The sequence below is a fragment of the Magnetofaba australis IT-1 genome, from assembly GCF_002109495.1.
GTDB classification, from domain to species: Bacteria; Pseudomonadota; Magnetococcia; order Magnetococcales; family Magnetococcaceae; genus Magnetofaba; species Magnetofaba australis.
Genome location: NZ_LVJN01000016.1, coordinates 1 through 18709 on the forward strand (window position 1 = coordinate 1; position 18709 = coordinate 18709).

The following is an 18709-nucleotide window of genomic DNA, read 5'->3' on the forward strand; positions in this document are numbered from 1 at the left end:
AAAACTGGAGCGTTTTCACGGTAGTTTGAAGCGTGAGTGCATTCGGCCTCAGACGCCATTATCGCTGGAAGATGCCCAACGGGTTGTGGGAAAGTACGTCGAGCATTACAACACCCGGCGGCTCCATAGCGCCATCGACTACGTCACCCCACAGGATCGCCTGGAAGGGCGGCATGTGCAGATCCTGGCCGAACGAGATGAAAAGCTTGAGGCGGCCAGAGAACGGCGTCGGACGACGCACCAAAAGCAGTCTTTTCAGCCATCCCAAAAAATGGCTGAAAAGGCGAACAGCTAACTGATATTTTGGTTTAGACGGTTGTCATGTTTCCGCTGAACCAGCACAGGCAAGCGCAACACTCAGCGTATTGAGCGCAAGCATCTGACTTGGCGCACTCGCATCAAGCGACTGGCCAGAAAGACCATCTGCTTCTCCAAATGCGAGGTGATGCACGACACGGTCATTGGCCTGTTTATCAACCGCTACGAGTTTGGTCTGGAAATATAGTGATCAGCTAAACGGAGCCACTACCCACTTTTGAATGCTAGCAACTATAGTCAATCGAAACTAAAACTGCATAAAACGGCCAATGTTTGCGTGACGCAGCTTGTGCTTGCTCTGACTATTGGCCGCCGACCAGTCGGCGGCGGGGTCTGGGGGCCGCGCCCCCAGCGGGGTTTGGGGCAGAGCCCCAAGGTTTGGTCGCTGGGAGCTCGAGGGCAAAAGCCCTCGATATCTTTCATCGCCGCCAATATCCAATTTTGAATTCGACTGAGTATATCGTTGACTGCGTGAAGGAGAGCCGTTATGGCGCAGGAGAGGACCGTCTATCGCGTGCTGTTTCTGGGGCTGCATGATCGGGCGCGCAGCCTGATGGCCGAACGCATTATGCAGCGGGAGGGGCGGGGGCGTTTTCGCGCCTACAGCGCCGGAGTCGATCCGGCGGACGCGGCCCACCCCATGGCGCTGCAGTGGCTGCGCAATCTGAAGTATGACGTCGCCGGGCTGCGGCCCAAACACTGGCGGGAGCTCACCGAGGCGGAGCCGCCGCTGGCGTTCGACTTCGTGTTTACCCTGAGCGACGAGGCCCATGGCGAGATGGTGGCCGGTTGGCCCGGGCAGAGCATCACCTCCCATTGGGAGATCCCCGACCCGGTGTTGACGGATGACGATGACGCCGAGCAGGGCGCCGCCTTCGCCGACGCCTACCGCATGCTGTGGAACCGCATCACGGTGTTCGTCAATCTGCCGCTGGCCTCCATCGACCATCTGAGCATTCAGCGCCATCTGCGCGCCATCAGCGAGCAGGCCGAGACCGCCTAGATCGCCAAAAAAAATCGCGTCCGCCTGCGGCGGACAGATGGCTGGAGGGGGGAAGCCCCCCCTCCAGACCTCCCCCCTGACCGGGTTCCTATCGTCACTTGAAGTCAGAATGTCACAAATCCAAAGCGCTCAATGTTTGCGTGACGTAGATTGAGCTTGCGCTGACTATGGGCCGCCGACCAGTCGGCGGCGGGGTGATTCGGGCCATCCATGGCCCTCACCCTTCGGGCTCGCTGCGCGAGTCCGATTCGGCAATCCTGCCGAATCGTCTGGGGGCCGCGCCCCCAGCGGCCCCAGGCGAAGCCGTATCAACAATCAAAGGGCGGAGCCCGCGGTGTGGCTGTTGATCTTGGGAGCTCGAGGGCAACGCCCTCGATATCTTCCATATTCAAAATCGCCAATGTCCAATTTTGAATTCGACTGACTATCTATCCGAACGCTCAGCCAATCACGCGATGCAGATCCACTGCGCGCAGGGCGTCAAGCACCTGCGGCTGCATCGCCGGACTGCCCGCCACTACATCGCCGCTGGTCAAATAGGCGTTGCCGCCGTTCAGATCCGTCACAAAGCCGCCCGCCTCGGTCACCAGCAGCACGCCGGCGGCGATATCCCATGGCGACAGCCGCATTTCGAAGTAGCCGTCATAGCGTCCGGCGGCCACATAGGCCAGATCCAGTGACGCGCTGCCTGCGCGGCGCAACTCCCCAGTCTGCTGCAGCATGGCGGCGAACGCCTTCAAATAGGGCTCCTTGAGCTTGGGCTTGCGGAACGGAAAACCGGTGGCCAACAGCGCATGGGCCAGGCGGGTCTCGTCGCTGACGCGAATGCGGCGGTCATTGAGGAACGCGCCGCGCCCCTTCTCGGCCACGAACAGCTCATCGCGCAGAGGATCGAACACCAACCCCGCCTGCACCTCGCCATCCTTGGCCAGCGCCACCGAGATGCCGAAGTGCGGCATGCCGTGGGCGAAGTTGGCGGTGCCATCAATGGGATCGATGATCCACTGCCACCCTTTGGCCTTGCGATTGTCGTGACGTCCGCTCTCCTCGGCGAGGATGGCGTAGTCGGGATAGGCGCGCATCAATTGTTCGATCAGCTCCCGCTCCACCGCGATGTCGGCGCTGGTGACCAGATCCATGGGCGCCTTCTCATGCACCTCCAGGCGGTGGCGTTCATCGAAGTGGCGCGCGGCGATGCGGCCAGCGGAGCGGGCGGCGCGAATGGCCACGGAGAGGACGGGGGAAAGATTCATGGCGCATATTCCAAAGAGAGGCCGACGGCGTTGCGCGCCGCGCGGCGTGTGGCGAAAGCGGCGGACCCGCACGGCAGCGTGCGGGCAGAGGCCAGACATTACCACCCTGCGCCCGGCGGCGGCAACATTTGCCCGGCGCGGGGAAAAAGCGCCGTCGCCTGGGGGCGCTGGCGGCGGGACGGTCTGCGACAAGGCCCCCATGGGCGTCTGGGACAGTTCAAAAAACGCTGCAATTACAGAAACAAAATTGTTTCATCCGGCATTTTCTCGGGGTTGGCATGGCGCATGCTCTTATCTGGGCGACGGACCCGCAACGCGGTTGGCGGGCGCACTCAACCAAGAGGATTTGCCGTGAGCATCAACGGTCTATTAAACGTGTCGAAGTTGGGATTGTTTGCAAACCAGTCTGCATTGCAGGCGGTTTCCAACAACATCTCCAACGTCAATACGCCCGGCTACTCGCGGCAGACCATCGCCTTGACGGCGGAGCCCGGCGCGCGCGGTTCGGCGCTGGCCCAGGCCGGCAGCGGCGTGCGCATCGCCGACGTCACCCGTTCGGTGGACACCCTGGTGGAGAATCGTCTGCAACTGGGCACCTCCGAATTGGGGCGCCTGGAAGCGCGCAACCGCTACCTGACTCTGGTTGAAGATGTGTTCAACGAACTGGACGGCGATGGCCTGTCCACCCGTCTGGAGGAGTTCTTCAGCGAAGCCAACAATCTGGCCGACAACCCCACCAACGCCGCTGGACGCGCCTCGGTGGTGGGCAACGGTCGTCAGTTGGCCCAGTACGTCAACAATATGGCCGACTCCCTGGGCAGCATCGCCATGCCCATTGACGAAGAGATCAATGAGATGTTGGCCAACATCAATAACAAGCTGGCCAATCTGCGCGATGTGGATCATTCGATCCTGCTGCGCGAGCAGAGCCCCAACGAAGCGTTGGATCTGAAAGACACCCGGCAGCAACTGGTGCTGGAGCTGTCGCAGTTGATCGACGTGCAGGTGCTGGAGAATGGCGACGGCACCCTCAACATTCAGACCGCCTCCGGCGAGCTGCTGTTGGACCACGACTTCTCCGCCACCCTCAGCCGCGGCGCGCTGGACACCGCTACCGGATTCAACTCCATTACCATCAATGGCAAATCCGGCGACATCAGCGGCTCTTTGACCAGCGGCGAGCTGGCGGGTCTGCTGGAGGTGCGCGACCAGATCATCAACGGAACCGACGGCGTCTCCACGCAGTTGGAGAGCATCGTCGATGAGCTGCGTTTTCAGATCAACGCTGCCGCCGCGCAGTCGGTGGGGCCCAGCCTCTACACCAGCCAGACCGGCGCCTTTGATCTGGGCACGCAGTTGGACACCGCGGTGGACTCCCTGGCGACCAATCTGACCAATCCGCCGCCGCCGGACATGAGCCGCATCGTCGATGGAACCATCACCCTGGCCTATGGCGCCGGGCCCGACGGTCTGACCGCTGAGACGGTGACCATCACCGCCGGCATGACCATCAATGAGATCGTCACCGCGCTCAACGACTCCACCGCAGTGGACGCCAGCATCAGCAACAACCGCGTGGTGATCACCTCCACCGACGGTTATGGCGTGGTCTCCGACACCAGCAACGCCATGGCGGCGCTGGGCATCGGCGTGATCTTCACCGGTCAGGACGCCGCCGACATGGGCGTCTCCGACACCCTCACCGGCGACTATCGGCAACTGCCGGTGGCGCGCCTGCAGTCCGACGGCAATGGCGGCTACACCTTTGACGACGCCAATAACGACGGCGCTTTGGCTATCGCCGATGTGCGCGACATGTCGGTGACGCTGTTTGGCGAGAGCCGCACCATCAGCGGCCACTACGCCTCGGTGGTGGGTCAAATCGGCGCCGAACAGCAACGCAATGAAGAGTCGCTCTCCTCTCAGCAGGCGGCGCAGGACTTCATGCAGAACGTGCGCGATTCGATCTCCGGCATCTCCCTGGAGGAGGAGCTGACCGATCTGATGCGCTTCCAGCGCGCCTTCCAGGCGTCCAGTAAGATGGTGTCGACGGCCGACTCGCTGTTCGACTCCCTCCTCAACATGGTTTAACGAACGTAAAGGGGCGTCATCATGCTGCGCGTTACCCAGGCGTCACTCTATCGGGCCAGTGTCTCGGCCCTGCAGGACCAGTATCGCAATATGGCGACGGTCCAGGAGCAGTCGCTCACTTCGCAACACGCCAATAAACCGTCGGATGATCCGATGGCGGCGTTCCGCGATCTGCTGCTGTCCAACGATCTGTCGCAGGTGGAGAGCATGTCGCGCACCACCTCGCTGGCGGCCGAGCGCTTCAAGCACGCCGAAACCGCGTTGGGCGATATGCACGACAAATATTTGGATGCGCAGGACCTGGTCCTGCAGTTGGGCAACTCCATCGCCGCGGGCGATCCGGATGTGTTCACCGCCGCCTCGCGCAAAGCGCGGGCGCTGTATGACGACGTGTTGAAAAACGCCAACTCGCAGCTCGATGGGGTGCCGCTGTTTGGCGGTTCGCGTACGAATCTGCCGTTCGATGCGGCAAATTTGTCCACCACGCCGGTGCACAGTTGGACCGATGGCAGCAGCGACGGCATGACGTTGGCCGATACCACGCAGTTTACCGCCGCGTATGACTCCACTGTGGGCGCGCCGTCGGTTCCCAGCTCGGTGAAGGTGACTTATCGCACCACCGACGATACTGGCGCCGCGCTTGCAACGAATGTGTACAAGCTCAATGTCAACGGTGTGGACCTTACCGACGTTGAGGAGGGCGCCTACCCACAGACGTTGGATCTGGGCGATGGCATGAGCTTGACGGTCAATTCGGCGCCCAGCGATAAGCAGGCCCTCTTCTTTGAAGTGGTGCCCAGCTATCAGGGCGGCGCCAAGGACCGGGAGGTGCGGGTCGCCTCCAATCAGAAGTTTGAAGGCAATGTGACCGGCGACGAAGTGATTGAAGGCGCTGGGAATGGTCGGGGCGTCAACGCATTGGGGACCCTGGCCGGGCTGGAGGGGGCGCTGCTGCGCGGAGACTACAAGGAGGTTTCCGCCTGGTTGAGTCCGGTTCAGGAGGCGCGCGCGCAGATGTCGGATCTGCAAGCCATCACCGGCGTGCGCAACGTTCTGATGGAGTCCGTCAACACCACGTTGACCGACGACCAGCTGATTTTGGAAGAGACAAAGGCCTTGAACATTGAGGTCGATATCTTTGAGGTCATGAGCCGTCTGCAGGAGACGTCTCAGGCTATGCAGATCATGACGGTGAGCGAGCGGCAAGTTCTTGACACGTCTCTGCTCGATTTTATCCGGTAGGCCGTTTTCGTTGGAGTTGTGGAGAATATCAATGGAAATTCAGGGAACACGCTTCGGAGAACTGGAGTTCGACGAGAACGAAATCATCTATCTCAATGAGGGCCTGCTGGGATTCCCGCTGTCAAAGCGGTTCCTGCTGTTCCCGTACGGAGATGATTCTTCGTTCTTCTGGCTGCAATCGGTCGATGAACCGGAGATCGCGTTTATCGTCATCAACCCGTTCGAGTTCTTCGCGGATCTGGAGTTCGCCGTGGAGGATGACGACGCCGCTTCGCTGTCGCTGGCGCGCAGCGAGGATGTGGAGATCTTCACCTTGGTGACGATCCCCGAGGGGCGTCCAGAGGAGATGCGCACCAATCTGGCGGGGCCGGTGGTGGTGAACGTGGCCAATCGACAAGGCAAACAGGTGCTGTGCAAGCAGTACTCGCCGCGTCAGCCGCTCATCCCCGAGTCGATGCGCGCTAGTTTGCGCGAACGCACGCAAGAAAAACGTTCAGGGCGGGCCGCCGGAGGCCGATAAGCGATTTGGGGAAGTGCGATGGTTCCGGCGACACGACCATTGCCACCGTCAACCGGAGTCCGCTCCGGCCCCGCGCACTCGGAGGGAGCGTCATGAAATCAGCGTAATGCAGACGCGGCCTTCCGGGGTAGGGTTGATCCGGTAAAGCGAACAACCCAAGCGCGGGCCAGGGACGTGGCCAAAACCGCTCACCAGCGGTCCAAAAAAATCCGGTATGGATGTGACGGGGCGAACCCCGCATTAGTGAAGAGAGGAACGGACGATGCCTTTGTATATTAACACAAACGTCGCCTCGCTGAATGCTCAGCGCAGTTTGATGAAATCCAGCAGCACCCTGGGCAAGACCTTTGCGCGTCTGTCTTCGGGTCTGCGTATCAACACCGCCAAGGACGACGCGGCGGGTCTGGCGATCAGCCAGCGCATGACCTCGCAGATTCGCGGCCTGAACCAAGCGATCCGCAACGCCAATGACGGCATTTCGGTGGCGCAGGTGGCTGAAGGCGCGCTGGAGGAGACCACCAACGCGTTGCAGCGCATCCGCGAACTGGCGGTGCAGGCGGCCAACTCCACCTATAACTCGGATGACCGCGAGAATCTGCAAAAAGAGGTCAACCAGTTGTTGTCGGAGGTCTCCCGGATCTCCGAGCACACCGAGTTCAACAAACTCAAAGTGCTCGACGGCACCTACACGGCGCAGAACTTCCATGTGGGCGCGTTCTCCGGGCAGAAGATCTCCATCACCATCACCGGGGCGTCGATCAACCATCTGTTCTCCAACACCACGGGGAACCCGGTTGTGACCATCAGCACCACCAACGGGGCCAACTCCGCGCTGCGTCAAATCGACCAGGCGCTGGACAGCATCGCCGACATTCGGGCGAGCCTGGGCGCGGTGCAGAACCGGTTCGAAGCGGTGATCAACAACCTGTCGAACATTGTGGAGAACATGTCGGCCTCGCGTTCGCGCATCATGGACGCCGATATCGCCTCCGAAACCGCCGATTTGACCAAAAACGCCATTCTGCAACAGGCGGGCACGGCGGTGTTGGCGCAGGCCAATCAGCAGCCTCAGTTGGCGCTGCAGCTGCTGGGTTAAAAGACGCGACGGCCCTCGCGGGTTAAGCGGGGCCGTCGGTTAAGCAATCGCAGTGGATGGGAGCGGCCATCGGGTCGCTCCAAGGAACACAGAGGGGGCAGCCATGATCAATACTCTTGGCGCCATGGAATTGTCATATCATGCCGGGCCGCGCGCCGGTGATTTGACGCGCCCCCCGGCTCCACCCGCTGAGCACGGCATGCGGTCTGGTCGCGCGAGCGCAAGCTCGACGACCGCGTCTGCTTCCACCAATCCGCCATCAAGAGCGGAGTCCCAAACGCCGGGTCGCGCGGCGTTGGAACAAGCGGTGGAGCAGGCGCAGCGCGCAGTCAATGGCTTCACCCGTCTGCAGTTCTCCATCGAAGAGGAGACCGAAGACGTGGTGGTGCGGGTGGTGGATCGCGAAACCGATGAGGTGATTCGTCAGATCCCCAGCGAAGAGATGGTGAATTTCGCCAAACGGATGCAGGACTGGGATGGCCTGCTCTTCGACGCTCAAGCATAACGCACTGCGTTTGCCTCGGCGTCGTCATATCGAAGCGCAAGGGAGAGTGACATGACAACCGGGAGCGTGACTTTCGGCGGACTGGCGAGCGGATTGCCGTCAGATATCGTTGATCAATTGATGCAGGCCGAGCAGACGCGCCTGAGCTCGTTGCAGACCAAACGCAGCCAGGTCAGCGCGACGCAAAGCGCCTTTTCTGAGCTCAAGTCCAAGCTGCTCAGTTTTCAGAGCAAGGCCGAAGAGATGCAGGAGGAGTCCTACTTCCGCCCGCATACGGCCAGCACCTCCGATGAGGACAAGTTGACGGTCACCGCCAGCAGCGATGCGGTGGCGGCTATCCATTCCGTCAACGTGACGCAGTTGGCCACCCACGACACCCATGTGTCCGGTGCGGCCCTGACCAGCGTTTCCGACACCCTCACGGCGGACACCAGCTTTGTCTTCAGCTATAACGGGACCAACTACACCGCCAGCTTGCAAGCCGGCGACACCCTGGCCACCATCGCCGAGCGCATCGCCGCCCTCGATTATGACGACGGCGACTCCACCACCACCGAGGGGGTGAGCGCCAGCGTGCTGTATGATGGCACCAACTATCGTCTGGTGTTGCAGGCGATGGATAGCGGCACCAATAGCGGCGCGTCGCGCATCGACGTCTCCGGGGTCAACGCGCTGGCGTTCGACAGCGGCAACTCCCTGGCCAACGCCGACTGGACCAACAGCGTGGCCGGTCAAGACGCGACCATGACCGTAGACGGCATCGCCGTGACCAGCGACAGCAACGCCGCCAGCGACGTGCTCTCCGGTCTGACGCTGAACTTGGAAGCCACCGGCTCGTTCACCGTCACCGTGGCCAACGACTCCGATACGCTCAAGGAGAACATCCAGGGCTTTATCGATTCGTTCAACGAGATTCAGTCGTTCATCAGCAACAATCCGGATCAGTTCCAGGGCGATTCGTTGGCGCGTAGCACCGTTGCGCAGATTCGCAACGAGTTCAACACCAAGACCAGCAGCTCCACGTCGCCTTATGGCGACCTGTCCACCTATACGCGGGCGGCGGAGATCGGCATTCGCACCAACGCCAAATCCGGTCTGCTGGAGCTGGACACCTCCGCTTTTGAAGAAGCGGTGGCCAATGGTTTCAACTCCATTGCCGATCTGTTCACCTCCACCCCGGACGCCTCCAACTCCTCGGCCTTCGCCACTGCGGGCGCCAATGAGGGTCTGGCGCACCGGTTGGAGGATCTGATCGACACGCTGACCCAAAGCGGCACCGACAGCAGCGCCTTTGGCGGTAAGAACGATGCCCTGGCCGCGCGGCTGGCCTCTTTGGATAGCAGCATCGATCGCGAAACCATGCGTTTGGAGAAGGTGCGCGATCGTTTGAACAAGAAATTCACCAGTCTTGAGCAGCTCATGTCCCAGATGCAGGCGACGCAGTCTTCGCTGTCACAGGCGTTGGGTTAAGAGCGGGTTTGGATAAACGGCGGACGGTGAGCGCGCTTTGGTTGTTGTGCAACGCGCGTTTGGGACAACGCCACCAGTGGGCTTGATGGAAGAGAACCATGGACCAGATGCGATTTGCCGATAGCGGCGCCAATGGCGGTAGCGGCTTGCTCGATCAACTGGATGTGCTCATTCGTCTGTATGAGGGCGCGATTCAATTCCTGCAAGAGGCGCAGCAGCGTTTGCAGGACGGGCGGGAGGATTTCTCCGAACCCCTTGGGCGCGCGCGTCGCATTATTGAGGAGTTCCAGCGTACGCTGGATGTGGAGGCGTGTGTTGAAGTGACCCGCCACCTGCGTGACTTGTATGCGTTCATGATTGAGAGCATCGACAAGGCTCGCGCCACCGTCGCCGCCGATCCTCTGGGACCGGTGATTCATCAACTCGGCGTCCTTCTGGAAGGTTGGAAAGGCGCCCAACCGCTGCTCGACCGTTAAGGGAGGACGCGCGTCATGTCGTACGGGATTCGCAGTTACAAAAGCTCCCGGGCCAATACCGCCTCTCGTGAAGATCTGTTGATTCTTCTGTATGAGGGAGCGATTCGGTTCCTGGAGCGCTCGCTCCAAGAGAAGCGCGATGGCCGTCTGGCCGAGCACAAGACCTTTTTGCAAAAGGCCTCCGCCATCATCAGCGAACTCCAGAACACGCTGGACTTCGACAAGGGCGGCCAATTGGCGGTGCAGCTGTTCGAGCTGTATAACTTCATGCTTGACTCGCTGACCAAAGCCAACGTCAAAAAGGAAGAGCAGCCGATTCAAGACGTGATTCAGATGCTCACCGTGTTGTTGGATGGTTGGCGCGACGCCGTGCGTCAAGTCAAGTCCCAGGGCGGGTTGCAAGCCGCAATGGCCGGTCAAGGCCAGGCGGTGGCGGCCAACTCGTCGGCGGTGATGAAAGCGGGCGGCGCCAACAAGCCCAAAGCTTATGGCGCGGCGCAACCGGCGGCGGGCGGCGCGGCGGTGCGGCCCACCTTGACCACGCGCACCCTGTGAGCGCCATGGACGCCCTGCTGGAGTGTCCGGCGCTGGGGGATCTGGAGCGCATGCTCGATGAAGTCGACGCCCCCGAGTCTCTCGACGATGCGCGATTGGAGAGTTTGCCCCGGTTGTGGAGCGAAGCCTCCTTGCAGTTGACCACGCGTCTGTCCGACACCGAACTGGCTGGTCTGGAGCGGGAGTTGTTGGAGAAGCGCGCGCGGGACATTCTGGCGCGCATCGCTCCGGCCATGCGCACGTTGCGTGCGTATAAAGCCCGCGTGTCGGATCAGATGGGGCAGGAGAATCGCCGTTTTCAAGCCATGACCGGTTACGGCATTCAGCGCGATCACGCCACCTGCGTCAGTCATAAAGTTTAAGCGCATATCAAGCGCTGGTTGGATCTCAACGCCGCGCGCCTCGTTTAGAGGTTGCGCGGCGTTTTTTATGCGCTCTCCTGTCGCCATACGAAACCAAAACCGCACAGGACGACCAATGTTTGCGTGACGTAGGTACAGCTTGCGCTAACTATTGGCCGTCGGCTGGCCGACGGCGGGGTCTGGGGCCTGCGGCCCCAGCGGGTGTGGGCGGCGCCCACGATTTGGCAGGAACGCCAAATCGGACTCGCGCAGCGAGCCCGAAGGGTGAGGGACAGGGATGGCCCGAATCACGGTGTGGCTGTTGATCTTGGGAGCTCGAGGGCAAAGCCCTCGATATCTTCCATTCTCAAAATCGCCAATGTTCAATCTCTAAGGGTCCAATTCCCCGCAGCTTGCTGCGTTGAAAAAGAAAATGATCTACGGCTCTTGTCGCCGCTAGGCGGTAAGCGCCGTTATGACCCTCTCGAGTTCATACCCCGCTGCTTGCAGCGGGGTGGTTGATTTTTCGACTGACCATTGCGCCAAGCGGCGTGATTGTCGGCAGTGTGATCTTTTTGCATCACTGTATTGGGGGCGGCGCGGGGCGGCGGGGAGAATTTCCGCCGAATCGAGGCGGCGCGGGGCGGCGTCAAAAGCGATCAAGGGTCGTCATTGAACTGACGATGCTGTCAATATGTTGCGCAAAACGGCGATTATTGCCGGGGGAAAATTTGCCCTTCCATCCAGGTGATGTAAAAATGCAACACCTGGTCGTATGATTAAATAATTGTTTATGTGGTGTTTTTTATGGATAGGTGACAAATTTATATTTGGCACGCCTCCTGCTCTAGAAGTTTTCGTTGTTTTTTTGCAACTCGCTGTTGATTTTTCGCAACGCACCGTGTATCTTGTCAGCCATATGAAAGTGCTGATCCCTTGCGGGAAGGCGAACAAAAGCCGCCGCAATTACGCTTAAACTGGAGATGATAGCAATGAAAAAAGGTCTGATTCTGGGCGCCGCCGCCATGGCCGCCGTGGTCGCCGCTCCCTCCGCCGACGCCGGCGAAGTGAAAATGGGTGGTTACTACATGTTCCGTGGCATCAGCGCCGACAGCAACATCACCACCGAAACCGGCAACGCCAAAGACATCGCTGCGATGTACCATCGCTTGAACATCAAGATGGACTTCATCGCCAGCCCCAAGACCCACGCTCACTTGGTGTTCCGTCCCCTGAACTCCAACCTGATCAGCTCCGCTGACCTGGGCACCGTGACCGACGCCATCGGCACCGCCTCCACCCCCGGCAACGACTGGTCCATCCGTCAGGGCTGGTTGGAGACCGAAGCTTGGGGCGTGGGCGTGAAAGTTGGTGAGATGCCCATCTCCTTGAACGACAGCATCCTGGTTGAGCATGACGCCACCGCTTTCGGCACCTGGCTGCTGGCCAAGTCCTTCGGCGACGTGACCGCCATCCTGGCCGGTGTGAAGGCTGAAGAAGGCAGCGCCTCCTCCACCACCGCCAGCGCCACCCCCGCCAACCAAGACGACGCCGACCTGTACGCCCTGTCGCTGCTGGGTAAAGCCGGTTCCGTCAACTGGCAGCTGACCGGCGCCTACCTGGATGCCGACTACGGTTCGACCCTGGGCACCACCATCAACACCGTGGCCACCGACGACGTCAACAACTTCTGGTTGGCTCTGACCCTGAATGGCGCCATGGGCGGCATCGACCTGACCGGCACCATCGTCTACGAAGATGGCTTCAGCGGCGTCACCCCCACCGCCAACAGCGTGAGCGGCACCTGGGATGCCAACGGCTTCCTGGTTGGTCTGCGCGCCAAGGGCAAAACCGGCTTCGGTTCCTGGAGCGGCTATGCCTTCTACGGTGACGAAGACTTCGACTCCGTGACCAACGACAACACCGTGTGGTCCAAGACCTGGGACACCGGCGGTCCTGGCGGTCAAGACCTGATGGGCAACTGGGCTGCCGCCGCCACCGGTTCCGCTGGCCTGCTGTCCAACGCCACCAAAAACATGTGGGGCATCGGCGCTGGTCTGAGCGTGAAAGCTGGCGCGTGGACCATCACCCCGCACCTGGACTACGCTGCTCTGGCTGAAGATCGTCCCACCGGCTACACCACCAACCAAGACGTGAGCGACGCGGCTTGGGGCGGCAGCATCGGTGCGGCCACCAAGATCGACACCGACACCACCTTCGGTCTGTTCGGCGCCTATGTGGATCCTCAGTCCGGTTCCGCTGTCGGCACCACCAGCATCGACGAGATGCACATCCTGGAAGCCACCATCAAGATGAAGTTCTAATACTTCGCTTGATCGGTTGATCCAGCACTGCAGTACCAAACGGGGCCTTCGGGCCCCGTTTTTTTTGTGTTGCGCTGGAATTCTCCGGCTCATCCGTTCACTGCTTAGATCCTTCCCTTTCGGGCTGCCGTCAGTCACAATGTCGGGCTATTGTCCGTTTGCAAAATCTCTGTATTTCGCCTGCTGAGAATGAAAGGTTGGCCTGTCATGCAAAGTCGCATTTTGCGCATCTGTTTGACCCTGTTGATGGGGATCTCCCTCTCTGTGGCGGCTTCGGGCTGTTCCAACAAGTTGTGGCGCTCCTCCAACCAGGTGGACAAACACAAGCTGGCCAAATTCGGCCAGAAAAAGGCGGTTGAGGATGGCAAAGAGGACTGGATGAAAGTGCAGTCCAAAGCCGATGAAGGCGAGCAAAGCACCTTCAGCCTCGGTTCCGGCGGCATCATGGGCGGCGGGCGTGCGCTCACCGCAGCGGATATCCGTCGCGACAAGCTCTTCTCCGGGGCGCTGGATATGGTGATGGAGCTGCCCATCCAGACCGCCAATCGCGAATCGGGGTTTGTCTCCACCGAGTGGAAGGTTGACCCGACGGATCCCACCAAGCGTTATCGTTTGAACATTCGCGTCTCCGGCGTTGAGCCGTATGGCGAGGTGCGTGTGGTGGTGCTCAAGCAGGTGTTGCGTCAGAATGTCTGGATCGATCAACCGGCTGAAGAGAGCATGGCCGCGCAGATTGAAAAAGGGATTCGTAAGAACTCTCAGATCACCAAAATGTGAGTTTGGCTGTTTAGCCTGATTCATAGCCATGCAAAACGGCCCTGGAGAGCTCTCCAGGGCCGTTTTGCATGGCTATGAGTCGCTACATTCAAAAGTGAACATATGGGCGCTGGAAGATATCGAGGGCTGCGCCCTCGAGCTCCCAACACCCACACCGTGGGGCGCCGCCCCACACCCCGCTGGGGGCAGCGGCTCCCAGACGATTTGGCCATCCTGCCAAATCGTCATAGGGTCTGTGACCCTTAAGCGGGTGTAATGGAATGGTCCGCTCCGCTACCCAAACGGCCTCGCAATGGGCCAAGATGGTGGTGTGTTTTTCCATCTAAACGGAGTCGGAGCGGACCATGAGCAATCATATCGAAAACGGACAGGTACGGGTACTGGGGATTGATCTGGGCAAGAGCGTGTTTCAGTTGCATGGCGTGGATGCGCGCGGCAAGAGCGTTCTGAAACAGCGCTTGAAACGAGATAAGTTACTGGAGTTCATGGCGCAACTGCCGCCGTGCCTGGTGGGGATGGAAGCCAGTAGCGGCGCGCATCACTGGGCGCGGAAATTTCAGGGATATGGGCATGATGTGCGTTTGATGGCGCCGCAATATGTGAAGCCCTACGTGAAGCGGCACAAGAACGACAGCGTGGATGCAGAGGCGATTTGCGAAGCGGTACAGCGTCCGAATATGCGTTTTGTGGGGATCAAAAGCGTTGCCCAGCAAGAGATATTGTCGCTGCATCGGATACGCAGTCTGGCGGTGAAGAACCGCACGGCGTTGGTGAACCAGATTCGCGGACTGCTTGCCGAGTATGGGATTGTCTTTCCCAAGAGCATCAAACAGGCGCGGCGGGCGATTGTGCTGATTTTGAGTGATGAGAGCTCGGAAATGAGCGCCAATTTTCGCGTAATTCTGGAGGATGAGCGCGATGAGCTGGCGCATTTGGATGAGCGCATCGGCAAATATGAGCGTGAGATTGAGGCGCTGGCCAAGGCGGAGCCGCAGTGTCGATTGCTGATGACGATCCCGGGAGTGGGACCGATCACGGCGACGGCGCTGTTGGCGTCGGTGGGGGATGTGCGGGCGTTTAAGAATGGCCGGGAGCTGTCGGCATGGATAGGGTTGGTTCCGAATCAGCACTCCACAGGGGGCAAGGCGTGGCTGACGGGGATCAGCAAACGGGGAAATGGTTATCTTCGCACCCTGTTGATCCATGGGGCGCGGGCGGCGTTGCGCGTGTGTGAAAACAAGCCGGATCGCCGCAGCCAGTGGGCAGTGTCGGTGTCGGAACGTCGCGGCGCAAATAGAGCAGTGGTGGCGCTGGCCAACCGCATGGCGCGCAGCGCGTGGGCGATGCTGGTGAAGCAGGAGGCCTATGGGGCCAGCGCCGCTGTGTAGAGAGAGCGCAATACAACTCTAAAAGAAAAACAGGCCGATAAGGAAAGAGAAAGAGATCCCACCAGCCAGGTTGCGAGAGAGAGTCGAGATTGATGGCGTGAAACGGCATAGCCCTGCGTGGTCAAGAACCTGTTTCGCCCAAGGGCCCATAGAGGCCGAGGGTGTGTTGAGGAGGGCCACGCGCAAATTCCATCAGGGCCAGAGGGCGACAAGCCCCTCATCAACAGGCCGGATACATGGGCGCGACTAAGCCTCACACATCAGTGGACATTTTCTCTTGCCGTGGCGGAGCGGACCATACATGGCGGAGCGGACCATACATGGCGGAGCGGACCATACATGGCGGAGCGGACCATACATGGGCAGCGCCCACGATTCGGCAGGATTGCCGAATCGGACTCGCGCAGCGAGCCCGAAGGGTGAGGGCCATGGATTGCCCGAATCACGGTTTGGATTTTGATGTTGGGAGCTCGAGGGCGGAGCCCTCGAAATCTTCCAGCGCCCATATGTGCACTTTTGAATGCTAGCGACTATAGTCAGCGCGAGCTTCACTTACGTCACGCAAACATTGGCCGTTGTGTGCAGTTTTGGTTTCGCATGGCTATAGATCAACAGCGAGACAAGGTCCAGGCATGAGCCTAAGGCGCCGTCATCACGATTGATGGCGGGCCGCCCGCCTATTTGCCCATGGATTTGGGCTTCAGCGGCAGCGGAATGGTGAGGTTGATGAAGTCGTTCTTGATGGGCGGGGTGAGGGTGACGAAGCGATCGGACTTGAAGTCCATGAACACCACTTTACTGCCGGAGGTTTTGGCGCGGCTGATGATCTCTTCGGTGATGGAGGCGGTGCAGTTCTCCAGACAGACGCCAAAACCGTTCACATCGGAGATGACGATGCTAAACAGCTTCATGGATTGCGTCATACTCGCCAGCTCGTCGTTGTCCAGATAGCCGCGCTCAAGGAGGCCGTCATTGGCGCCATGGACCACCGGTGGGTAGCAGCCGTGTTCGCGAAAATAGGCTACGCAGGCGTTGGAGATGGTATAAAACAGGCCCAGCAGCAGGGTGGATTCGTCGGTCGGTAGTTTGCCGGACTTCTTTTGATCGCGGATATCGCGCAGTTTCGCCAACGTCCAGAGGATGATGGTTAAAACCGCCAAAGCCATGATATAATTAAACATATTCTCACAAACTCCGCGCTGTTCGGGCTGTGCCATGCAATCCGGCGCTGCGTGCGCGCCACACAGTCTGCCTGCAATTGGAATACCAGAACAGAATCTTTTCATTGTGCCGGGGTTGTGTCAAAACAGAAAAAAAATTTGCATCAATCCGTGCGTTGACGCAGCTTTGAGAGTATCCTGTTTTTCTAATAAACTGAGGTCCGCAGTTGCGGGCTGCTCGGATACAGACTGTTATGGAGAGGAAACTATGGCAGATAAAACGTTGGACGCCAAAGGCTTGAACTGCCCCCTGCCCATCTTGCGCGCGAAAAAAGCTCTCAAAGAGATGACCGCGGGTCAGATTTTGGCTATCGAAGCGACCGATCCCGGCTCCGCCAAAGATTTCGAGTCCTTCTGCGCCCAGACCGGCAACAAGATGGTGAAGGCTTCTGAGAACGGCGACGTGTTCTACTACGAAATCGAGAAGTGCTAAGAAAAGGGAGGTAGACCATGTCGGACCAGAAGAAACTGGCGATCATCGCCACCAAAGGCACCCTGGATTGGGCTTATCCCCCGCTGATTCTGGCCACCACGGCTGCGGCGTTGGATTATGAGGTTCACATCTTCTGGACCTTCTATGGTCTCCAGGTGCTGAAGAAAAACCGCAACCTGAAGATCTCCCCGCTGGGCAATCCCGCCATGCCGATGCCGGTTGACATGCCGGTGCTGGTGCAAGCCCTGCCTGGTATGGAAGCGATGGCCACCACCATGATGAAGGCGAAGATGAAGGGCAAAGGCGTTGCCTCCATCGACGACCTGATGGAGATGGCGATTGAGTCCGAAGTGAACATGATTGCCTGTCAGATGACGGTTGACCTGTTTGACTTCAAACACGAAGAGCTGCTGGACGGCGTTGAGTATGCTGGTGCGGCGCGCTTCTTTGAAGTGGCGGGCGACGCGGACATCACGCTGTACATCTAAGGCGTGGATGGACGCTGCAGGGCGTAAGCTCTGCGTCTGTGAATGCGAAAAAGGCCTGGCGGGCGACTGCCGGGCCTTTTTTGCGTGTTGGCGAGGAGCAAAAGTGTTTGCGTGACGCAAGGCCGAGCCAGCGCTGTCTCATGGGCCGCCGACCAGTCGGCGGCTGAATAGTCAGCGCTGGCTCGGCCTTGCGTCACGCAAACACTTTTACCGCATACCTAACAAACGACGAATGCGCTCACCCATCGGCGGGTGCGTCGAGAACAAGCTCGATAACCCCCCACGCAGCGGATTGACGATAAACATATGCGCCGTTGCCGGATGCGCCTCCGCAGTATGGTTGGGAATCGCCTCATTGCCACGCTGTAACTTATCCAACGCGCTCGCCAGCCACTGCGGGTTGCCGCAAATCTGCGCCCCAGTGGCGTCGGCGTGATACTCCCGCGCACGCGAGATCGCCATCTGAATCAGTGAGGCGGCGATAGGGGCCAGAATCATCATCACAATGCTCGCCAAGCCGCCCATGCCGCCACCCTCTTCCTCGTCGCGATTGGAGCCGAAAATGGCGGCGAATTGCGCCATATTGGCGATCATCGTCACCGCGCCGGCGATGGTGGCGGAAACCGTCATCACCAGCGTGTCGCGATTCTTCACGTGGGCCAGTTCATGGGCCATCACCCCAGCCAACTCCTCGCGGCTGAGAATGCGCATGATGCCTGTGGTGGCGGCCACGGCGGCGTGTTCCGGGTCGCGCCCCGTGGCGAAGGCGTTGGGGTTGGGGTCGTCGATGATATAGACCTTGGGCATGGGCAGACCGGCGCGTTTGGCCAACGCTTGCACCATGTTGTACAGCTCCGGCGCCTCACGCGGACCCACCGGCTGCGCGCCATACATGGAGAGCACCATCTTGTCGCTGTTCCAGTAGGCGAAGAAGTTCATCGCCACGGCGATGATCAACGCGATCATCATGCCGCCTTCTCCCGCCATGGCATACCCGGCCGCCATAAACAGCGCGGTCATTGCGGCCAGAAGAATCGACGTCTTGATTACGTTCATGGATGGTTTCGCAACCTCATGTGCGAGAGTGATCGTGAGAAGTGAACAGGCGCAACAGGCGCCTCGTACACTTTAACGGTGCGGTGAAACGTTTCCGTTCTCTTTTCGAATCTTAAGGCGAAACGAAATAAAAAACAGATACTGTGGAATCTT

Annotated in this window: 19 protein-coding genes and 1 pseudogene; 17 read left to right on the forward strand and 3 right to left on the reverse strand. The window is 59.7% G+C overall.

The annotated features are described in order from the left end of the window. The 3 genes and pseudogenes from MAIT1_RS05130 to MAIT1_RS05140 all read left to right on the forward strand — a co-directional run. Positions 1-295 (forward strand): integrase core domain-containing protein (locus MAIT1_RS05130; RefSeq protein WP_143814669.1); only part of this gene is annotated, 295 nt, incomplete at its 5' end. Positions 296-340: 45 nt separating this feature from the next. Beyond that, positions 341-505 (forward strand): annotated as a pseudogene (locus tag MAIT1_RS05135) (IS1 family transposase); the annotation flags it as partial. Between the two features lie 300 nt (positions 506-805). Beyond that, positions 806-1321: an arsenate-mycothiol transferase ArsC gene (locus MAIT1_RS05140; RefSeq protein WP_085441235.1), complete on the forward strand. Its 516-nt coding sequence runs from the start codon at positions 806-808 to the stop codon at positions 1319-1321. Positions 1322-1761: 440 nt separating this feature from the next. Here the strand turns inward: MAIT1_RS05140 and MAIT1_RS05145 are convergent, their stop codons facing one another. Further along, positions 1762-2574 carry an inositol monophosphatase family protein gene (locus MAIT1_RS05145; RefSeq protein WP_085441236.1) on the reverse strand — a complete coding sequence of 271 codons (813 nt, stop codon included), beginning with the start codon at positions 2572-2574 and terminating at the stop codon, positions 1762-1764. A gap of 351 nt (positions 2575-2925) precedes the next feature. On the opposite strand from MAIT1_RS05145, the gene flgK reads away from it, so the two are divergent. The 12 genes from flgK to MAIT1_RS05205 all read left to right on the forward strand — a co-directional run bounded on the left by flgK (position 2926) and on the right by MAIT1_RS05205 (position 15359). Then, positions 2926-4665, forward strand: coding sequence for a flagellar hook-associated protein FlgK (gene flgK / locus MAIT1_RS05150; protein WP_158089324.1), 1740 nt, complete (start codon positions 2926-2928; stop codon positions 4663-4665). Between the two features lie 21 nt (positions 4666-4686). Next, positions 4687-5907, forward strand: a complete 1221-nt coding sequence (locus tag MAIT1_RS05155; RefSeq protein WP_085441238.1) for a flagellin N-terminal helical domain-containing protein — start codon at positions 4687-4689, stop codon at positions 5905-5907. Between the two features lie 31 nt (positions 5908-5938). After that, the gene (fliW, locus tag MAIT1_RS05160; RefSeq protein WP_085441239.1) at positions 5939-6427 is read left to right on the forward strand and encodes a flagellar assembly protein FliW; all 489 of its coding nucleotides are present in this window, start codon (positions 5939-5941) and stop codon (positions 6425-6427) included. Positions 6428-6689: 262 nt separating this feature from the next. Next, the gene (locus MAIT1_RS05165; RefSeq protein WP_085441240.1) at positions 6690-7523 is read left to right on the forward strand and encodes a flagellin N-terminal helical domain-containing protein; all 834 of its coding nucleotides are present in this window, start codon (positions 6690-6692) and stop codon (positions 7521-7523) included. A gap of 199 nt (positions 7524-7722) precedes the next feature. Next, on the forward strand, positions 7723-8028 hold the full coding sequence (locus tag MAIT1_RS05170; RefSeq protein WP_198947804.1) for a flagellar protein FlaG: 306 nt from the start codon (positions 7723-7725) through the stop codon (positions 8026-8028). Between the two features lie 51 nt (positions 8029-8079). Next, positions 8080-9498: a flagellar filament capping protein FliD gene (gene fliD / locus MAIT1_RS05175; protein WP_085441242.1), complete on the forward strand. Its 1419-nt coding sequence runs from the start codon at positions 8080-8082 to the stop codon at positions 9496-9498. Between the two features lie 98 nt (positions 9499-9596). After that, entirely contained in the window at positions 9597-9974 is a 378-nt protein-coding gene (locus MAIT1_RS05180) for a flagellar export chaperone FliS (protein WP_085441243.1), read from the forward strand. A 15-nt stretch (positions 9975-9989) separates the two neighbouring features. Beyond that, complete coding sequence (gene fliS / locus MAIT1_RS05185) at positions 9990-10529, forward strand: flagellar export chaperone FliS (RefSeq protein ID WP_085441244.1); 540 nt, start codon at positions 9990-9992, stop codon at positions 10527-10529. Then, entirely contained in the window at positions 10526-10891 is a 366-nt protein-coding gene (locus MAIT1_RS05190) for a hypothetical protein (RefSeq protein ID WP_143814671.1), read from the forward strand. The genes fliS and MAIT1_RS05190 overlap by 4 nt, the downstream gene beginning before the upstream one ends. A gap of 971 nt (positions 10892-11862) precedes the next feature. Next, positions 11863-13194 carry a hypothetical protein gene (locus tag MAIT1_RS05195; RefSeq protein WP_085441246.1) on the forward strand — a complete coding sequence of 444 codons (1332 nt, stop codon included), beginning with the start codon at positions 11863-11865 and terminating at the stop codon, positions 13192-13194. Positions 13195-13401: 207 nt separating this feature from the next. After that, on the forward strand, positions 13402-13971 hold the full coding sequence (locus tag MAIT1_RS05200; protein ID WP_085441247.1) for a DUF3576 domain-containing protein: 570 nt from the start codon (positions 13402-13404) through the stop codon (positions 13969-13971). A gap of 344 nt (positions 13972-14315) precedes the next feature. Continuing rightward, positions 14316-15359 (forward strand): IS110 family RNA-guided transposase, encoded by a 1044-nt coding sequence (locus MAIT1_RS05205; protein ID WP_085441248.1) that lies wholly within the window; start codon positions 14316-14318, stop codon positions 15357-15359. Positions 15360-16036: 677 nt separating this feature from the next. Here the strand turns inward: MAIT1_RS05205 and MAIT1_RS05210 are convergent. Continuing rightward, positions 16037-16540: a hypothetical protein gene (locus MAIT1_RS05210; RefSeq protein WP_085441249.1), complete on the reverse strand. Its 504-nt coding sequence runs from the start codon at positions 16538-16540 to the stop codon at positions 16037-16039. 247 nt (positions 16541-16787) lie between these two features. Between MAIT1_RS05210 and MAIT1_RS05215 the strand changes: the two genes are divergently transcribed. After that, entirely contained in the window at positions 16788-17012 is a 225-nt protein-coding gene (locus MAIT1_RS05215) for a sulfurtransferase TusA family protein (protein WP_085441250.1), read from the forward strand. A 17-nt stretch (positions 17013-17029) separates the two neighbouring features. Then, positions 17030-17500, forward strand: coding sequence for a sulfur carrier protein DsrE2 (gene dsrE2 / locus MAIT1_RS05220; RefSeq protein ID WP_085441251.1), 471 nt, complete (start codon positions 17030-17032; stop codon positions 17498-17500). 207 nt (positions 17501-17707) lie between these two features. Here dsrE2 and htpX read toward each other — a convergent pair whose 3' ends face one another. Next, the gene (gene htpX, locus MAIT1_RS05225) at positions 17708-18556 is read right to left on the reverse strand and encodes a zinc metalloprotease HtpX (RefSeq protein WP_085441252.1); all 849 of its coding nucleotides are present in this window, start codon (positions 18554-18556) and stop codon (positions 17708-17710) included. Positions 18557-18709: the final 153 nt, after the last annotated feature.